Origin of the sequence: Hyphomonas sp., from assembly GCF_037969335.1 — a bacterium.
Lineage (GTDB): Bacteria > Pseudomonadota > Alphaproteobacteria > Caulobacterales > Hyphomonadaceae > Hyphomonas.
Window position 1 is genome coordinate 1 of record NZ_JBBKXE010000187.1, and the last position, 3,029, is coordinate 3,029.

Sequence of the window (3,029 nt, forward strand, 5' to 3'; positions counted from 1 at the left end):
TCGGGAGGCGACGGCAATCGACTGGATCTCACTGTCTGACAGGAATGCGTCGGACGTCAGCCAGCCAGACAGCGGCCGTGCACGGATGACAGATTGCGCCTGTTCCAGACTGAGCTCACCGGAGTAAAGCGCGATCAGCAAGGGCGCATCTGGTTCACGCAAGGTTTCAATATTCAGGGCGGACTGGAACGTGGAAGGCCTGACGCAAACGAGTGGCCGGATCGTCTCGATGATCTCGGGCGTGAAGCCCTTTATGGCACGGAGTTCGGACAGGTTGACCAGTCGGGCGTTGGCGGCACGGTAGGGTGTTTCGAGAGTGCCGTAATAGCCATCTTCCGCGCCGAACGCGCGTGGATTGGAATCGGTATCGATCCAGTCGGCGAGGCTTTCGGCCAGCGCGCGGGCGTCCGACCGGAACAAGCCTTGGGCTTCGAGCAGCGTCTGGAGCCTGATATGGTTTGTGTCGTCGGCCTCGCCGGTAATCGTGTTGAGATTGAAGCAATTGGAATTGTCGGCCAAAGTTGCCTGGATGACGCCGCGTTCAAAGGGCAGCGTGATCGCCTGACCGGTCTCGAGCGCCTGCCTGATCGTGTCGTCGTCCATATCCTTGAGACGCGAGATGGCAATCGTGCCGATCGCTTCCGTTGAGCGCGCTGCCCACAGGGTCTGTGAGCGTTGCGATGAAACGCGCGCGAGACTGATCGACCGGCCGAGCGCGTCGACGGCGGTCAGGGCGGCAACGGACATGACGGCGACGATCATCAGGATCGACAGGAGTGCGGCGCCGCGGTCCTTGGGGGGAGATGCCGGGGTCATGGCGTGGCCCCCACCATATACTGTAATGTCAGCTGGTCGGCGTCGGCGAATTCCAGATCGAGTTGCACCAGGTCCGGGTGCCGTCCATCGGCATCGGCAGGCCATTCGTCGAACCATACGCCTTTTTGGCGGTAGCGAATTTCCAGGTCGGCTATGCCATCCAGAAGCACGCGCTCCACGATGGGCGTGTTCCGGACCGGGTCTGGCCGGAGCCAGGCCTTGCGGATCAACTTTCCGTCTTCGAGTCGAAAGGCCACGCGCTGGAGATCGCTGCGGTCGCCACCGACTCGTGGGTCGCGCCAGCCGGACCGGACGAAGCTGATCAGATCACCTGTTTCAATGCCCGTGCGGCCGGTGAAACCGACGGCAGGGTCGAAGGCGTCGGGTGCGGCTGACGGGCGCTGGGTCATCTCGCTGAAATCGGCGCGCAGAAGGCCGTTGGCCGCCTCCAGCGTACGGACGTCTGCCATGCGCGCATCAATGGCGCGGCTGGCCTGCAGCGTCTGCAGCATCATCAGCGTTCCCGCCGTGGCGAGCATGGCGGTGACGCCGAGCGCGACCAGGGTTTCGATGAGTGTGAATCCGGCATCCTGCTGTTTCATTCGCCCGCCCTCAGGGCCTGAATGTGGGCGAGCACCTGACCGGCCTCCGGCAGGGAGACGGTCACATCGATAAGGTACAAGCCCTCTTCCTGCGTCGGGGATACGGTGCGGGTCCAATCGAATGTGCGACCGCGCTGCGTGGCCGCACCGGCGATCACACCGGTTGGCAGCGGCGGCGGTAGTGTCATGGCGTCGGCCATGCGGTTGCTGGCCTCGATTTCGGCAAGCGCCCGCAGGTCGACCTGTTTGGCGCCGACCGTGGTTTCGCTGCTGAGATGGATCAGGCCGATGGCCGATATCGAGAAGACGCCGAGTGCGGCGAGGACTTCGACAAGTGTGAATCCGGATTGCGATGTGCGGTCAGGCATCGGGCGCCTCCCACGCGACCTGGCCGTTGGGCGCGATGGTCAGCGTGATCGTCTGGCGATCGCGGATCAGCGTGAGGGGCTCACCCTGAGCGGTGCCTGTGGTGTCGAGGATGACATTCGGGACGATTGTCACTGTGTCGGACACAGCCTGTGAGGATGTGCGGGGTGTGTCGAAACTGACGTTGTGTGCGAACGTAACCGCTCTGCCCGGGGCCGGGGTCCAGACCTGGTTCTGCCAGCTGAGCCGCTGGTACCCGTCTTCGGTGATCGACAGGCCCTGCGGCACGCCGGTGACGAGTGCCAGGTCGAGCGCCGAAGTGACATCGTGTTCAAGGCGCGTTGCGGCTTCGGCCAGGGGATCCGCTTTCGGGCGCATCGTCATCGTGACCATGCCGGCGGCGAGCGCCATGATGAACACAGCGACCAGCACTTCGGTCAGGGTCATGCCTGCTTCGGTGGACGGGTGGAGGTCGCGACGGGTGATCATCTCAGGTGTCAGTTCCAGTTGCCGATATCGTCTTCATTGCCGGGCTCTCCGTCCGGGCCTGCAGAAAACACGTCATAAGCGCCGCCGGACCGGGGGCCGGGCACGGTGTAATGGTAATCATTGCCCCATGGGTCCTGCTGGACGCGCTTGATGTAGCCGCTGGGGCGATACTGGTCGGCTTTCGCGCCCGAGGGAGGCGTCTTGAGCGCAGCCAGGCCGGTATCGGCGCCGGGATAGTTGAACATGTCGAAGCTGTATTGTTCGAGGCCGCTTTCAAGCGCGGCGATGTCCGACCGGGCGCGGTCGATGCGCGACTTGCCGAGCACGGGACCGACGGAGATCACCACTGCCGTGGCGAGCAGGGCCATGATCGACACGGTAACGAGCAGCTCGACGAGCGAGAAGCCGGAATCCTTGGTGGGTCGCGCGGTTTTCGGGTCGTCTTTGGCCTGGGTCATTCGGGTCTCCTGTTGGGTCCGCAGCGCTATTGCAGCGCCAGCGTATTAAGCTGGATGATGGGAAGCATGATCGACAAAACGATCATGCCGACAAGGCCGCCGAGCACAACGATGATGATCGGCTCCATCAGGCTGAGGGCGGTGGATGTGGCATTTTCGAATTCTTCCTCGAGAAATTCGGCTGCGCGCGTCATCATGCCGGGCACGTCACGGCCTGCTTCGCCGCTGGCCACCATGTGGACCATCATGGGCGGGAAGGCGCCAGTGCCCTTGAGCGCGGCGGCGAACGAGCCGCCTT

The 3,029-nt window shown here is 63.6% G+C and carries 6 protein-coding genes; all 6 read right to left on the reverse strand.

Annotation, left to right across the window (positions count from 1 at the left end; all coding sequences use genetic code 11):
* The coding region (gene gspK / locus AADA04_RS14020) for a type II secretion system minor pseudopilin GspK (protein WP_340693899.1) at positions 1 to 816 on the reverse strand (816 nt) is incomplete at its 3' end.
* The gene (gene gspJ / locus AADA04_RS14025) at positions 813 to 1,418 is read right to left on the reverse strand and encodes a type II secretion system minor pseudopilin GspJ (protein WP_340693900.1); all 606 of its coding nucleotides are present in this window, start codon (positions 1,416 to 1,418) and stop codon (positions 813 to 815) included. The genes gspJ and gspK, both read right to left, overlap by 4 nt.
* A complete protein-coding gene (gene gspI / locus AADA04_RS14030; RefSeq protein WP_340693901.1) occupies positions 1,415 to 1,786 on the reverse strand; it encodes a type II secretion system minor pseudopilin GspI in 372 nt (123 codons plus the stop codon). The genes gspJ and gspI overlap by 4 nt, the downstream gene beginning before the upstream one ends.
* Positions 1,779 to 2,273, reverse strand: coding sequence for a prepilin-type N-terminal cleavage/methylation domain-containing protein (locus AADA04_RS14035; RefSeq protein WP_340693902.1), 495 nt, complete (start codon positions 2,271 to 2,273; stop codon positions 1,779 to 1,781). The genes gspI and AADA04_RS14035 overlap by 8 nt, the downstream gene beginning before the upstream one ends.
* An 8-nt stretch (positions 2,274 to 2,281) precedes the next feature.
* On the reverse strand, positions 2,282 to 2,731 hold the full coding sequence (gene gspG / locus AADA04_RS14040; protein ID WP_340693903.1) for a type II secretion system major pseudopilin GspG: 450 nt from the start codon (positions 2,729 to 2,731) through the stop codon (positions 2,282 to 2,284).
* A 26-nt stretch (positions 2,732 to 2,757) separates the two neighbouring features.
* Positions 2,758 to 3,029 (reverse strand): type II secretion system F family protein (locus tag AADA04_RS14045; protein WP_340693904.1); only part of this gene is annotated, 272 nt, incomplete at its 5' end.

Excerpts from the sequence above, each read along its gene's own strand:
- gspI (WP_340693901.1), bottom strand. The coding sequence starts at position 1,786 with ATGCCTGACCGCACATCGCAATCCGGATTCACACTTGTCGAAGTCCTC.
- gspJ (WP_340693900.1), bottom strand. The coding sequence starts at position 1,418 with ATGAAACAGCAGGATGCCGGATTCACACTCATCGAAACCCTGGTCGCG.
- AADA04_RS14035 (WP_340693902.1), bottom strand. The coding sequence starts at position 2,273 with ATGATCACCCGTCGCGACCTCCACCCGTCCACCGAAGCAGGCATGACC.
- gspG (WP_340693903.1), bottom strand. The coding sequence starts at position 2,731 with ATGACCCAGGCCAAAGACGACCCGAAAACCGCGCGACCCACCAAGGAT.